At 29.3% G+C, this 2,952-nt stretch carries 2 protein-coding genes; both read left to right on the top strand.

The window, feature by feature from the left end; genetic code table 11:
* Window positions 1-1,765, top strand: a 1,765-nt coding sequence (locus tag Q5F54_RS12390; RefSeq protein WP_302334525.1) for a beta-galactosidase, incomplete at its 5' end; no start/stop codon positions are given.
* Between the two features lie 21 nt (window positions 1,766-1,786).
* On the top strand, window positions 1,787-2,952 hold a 1,166-nt coding region (locus Q5F54_RS12385; RefSeq protein WP_302334524.1), incomplete at its 3' end, for a glycoside hydrolase family 36 N-terminal domain-containing protein.

The raw sequence follows: 2,952 nt of genomic DNA, 5'->3' as shown, positions 1-2,952 counted from the left end.
AAAAGGGCTTAAGGTTATATTTGGTACACCAACTGCTACTATGCCAGCTTGGTTAGCTAATAAGTATCCGGAAGTTTTAAGTGAAGATGAATTTAATAATAAAAGAGTATTTGGAGGAAGAAGACAATATTGTTTTAATAGTAAAACTTATCATAAATACTCAGAAATAATAATAAGAGAGTTAGCTAATCATTATAAAAATGAAGAAAGTATAGTTGCATGGCAAATAGATAATGAATTTGGTCATGAAGGTAGCGATTTGTGTTATTGTGATTTATGTAAAAAAGAATTCAATGAATACTTAAAAGAAAAGTATGATAATGATATAAATAAATTAAATGAAACTTGGGGAACAATATTTTGGTCTCAAACGTACAATACTTTTGAAGAAATACCACTTCCAAAGCCAACAATAACAACTCATAATCCATCACTTCGTATGGAACATGAAAGATTTAGAAGTGAAAGTATAGAAAAGTATGCGAAATTCCAAGTTGATTTATTAAAAGAAATATTAGGTAAAGATTCTGTAATTATACATGATTTCTCTGGAGGATATTTTGATAAGAGCTATGACTTTTCTAAAGTAGGAAAGCATATGGACGTAGTTGCATACAACAACTATCCAGTATGGGGTGGTCAAAAAGAACCAATTCCTGCATGGGAAATAGCTTGTGGCCTTGATTATATGAGAGGAATAAAGGGTCAAAACTTCTGGATAACAGAAGCTATAATGGGAGCTCAAGGACACGATGTTATAGGATATTTACCAAGACCAAGACAAGCTAAAATGTGGTCATATCAAGGAATAGCTCATGGATGTAGTTCTCTTATGTATTTTAGATACAGAGGAGCAACTAAGGGTGCAGAACAATACTGCTACGGTATAATAGACCAGGATAATGTAAAAAGAAGAAAGTTCTATGAAGTTCAGAGTTTCTTTAAAGAAATGAAGGATAATGAAGCTTTAACTCAGAGCGAAGTTAAATCAGATGTAGCAGTAGTTTATGATTATGAATCTATGGCAAGTTTTAGAATACAAAGGCAAAGTTTCTTAATGGACTATAAGCAAGAAGTATATAGATTATACAGACCATTTTATAAGAAAAATATAAATATGGATGTTATACCAAGTGATTCTGATTTTGATAAATATAAAGTCCTTTTATTACCTGTTATGATAGTACATAAAAAAGAAGTTCAAGATAAGGTAAGAAAATTTGTATCAGGTGGTGGTACAGTAGTATTTACTTATAGAACTGCAGTTAAAGATTATTATAACAATTTAACATTAGGACAGTTTAATCCAACTTACTATACAGATTTAGTTGGTGGATATGTTGAAGAAGTTGAATCATTCCAAGATGATCAAGTAGCATTACTTATAGGAAATGAAGAATTTGAAGGTATAAATGGAACAGCTACAGTATTTAGAGATATGTTAAAGACTACTACAGCTAAAACTTTATTTAAATATGAAGATGAATTCTTTGAAGATTTAGCAGCAGTAACTTTAAATGAATATGAAGGTGGAAAAGTTTATTATATAGGAAGTGGAGCAGACAATACTATAATGGATGCTATAACTAATAAAATAATAAATGAGTCAAATTTAGATGCAATAGAATCTGAAGAAGGTGTTGAAGTAGTAAGAAGAAGTTTAAATAATGAAGATTATTATTTTGTTATGAATCATACTTCAGATGAAAAGAAATTTAGAAATGAAATATTAAAAGCATATGAATCTAAAATAGTTAAAGCATAGAAGGGTAAAATGGAGGATATTATGGGAATATATATAAACGATGAGAGAAAACTATTTTCTTTAACAACAGAAAATACTGAATATGCATTTTGTATAGATAATCAAGGATTAGTTAGACATTTATATTGGGGAAATAAAATAAATAGTCCAGAAGATTTTGATATACCAGTATTAACTGAAGTATCAACTAACGATCCAGTATATGAAATAACAAAGGAAGAATATCCAGTATATGGAGGTCTTAGATACAAAGAAAATTGTTTAAAGGTTAGCTTTGAAGATAAAACAAGGGATATAGTTTATAAGTATGTAGGATACTGTATAAATGAAAATGAACTTGTTATAAACTTAAAAGATGCTCATTATAATATAGAAATAGATTTACACTATATAGTATTAGAAGATGTTGACTTAATAGAAAGATACACTGTAGTAAAAAATAATGAAGAAAAAGATTTAGCTATAGAAAATATAGCAAGTGGACAAATGCATATCCCACATGAGAATTTAACATTTAGAAATACTCATGGTTACTGGGGTGCAGAACAACAAATGTTTACTCAAAAAGTAAGTTATGGAAAAATATATTTTGAAAATAGAAAAGGTATATCAGGGCATAATCACAATCCATACTTTATATTAGATAAAGATGAAACTGAAACTACTGGTGAAGTTTACTTTGGAGCATTAAAGTTAACTGGAAACTTTAAAGGGGTAGTTGAACAAACTCCATATGGAGAAACTTTAGTTCAAATGGGTATAAATGACTTTGACTTTTTAATATATTTAGAAAATGGCCAAAGTATAGAAACTCCTCATATGGTTATAGGATATACTGATAAAGGTTTAGAATCAATGAGTCATAATATGCATGACTATGCTAACAAATACATATTAAAAAATAAAGAAATAAGACCTGTACTTTATAACTCTTGGGAGGCTATGGAGTTTAAAGTAAATGCAAAAGAACAAATAAATCTTGCAAAATTGGCAAAAGAAATAGGAACAGAATTGTTTGTTGTTGATGATGGATGGTTTGGTGAAAGACACAGTACAAAAGATGGTTTAGGTGATTGGTATGTAAATGAAGGTAAATTCCCGAAAGGTCTTGAAGAGCTTATAAAAGAAGTTAAAAGTATGGGAATGAAGTTTGGGATATGGTTTGAGCCGGAAATGGTAAATGCAGA

The sequence above is a fragment of the uncultured Romboutsia sp. genome, from assembly GCF_958366745.1.
Lineage (GTDB): Bacteria > Bacillota > Clostridia > Peptostreptococcales > Peptostreptococcaceae > Romboutsia > Romboutsia timonensis.
This window is presented reverse-complemented; position numbering and strand designations above follow the sequence as displayed.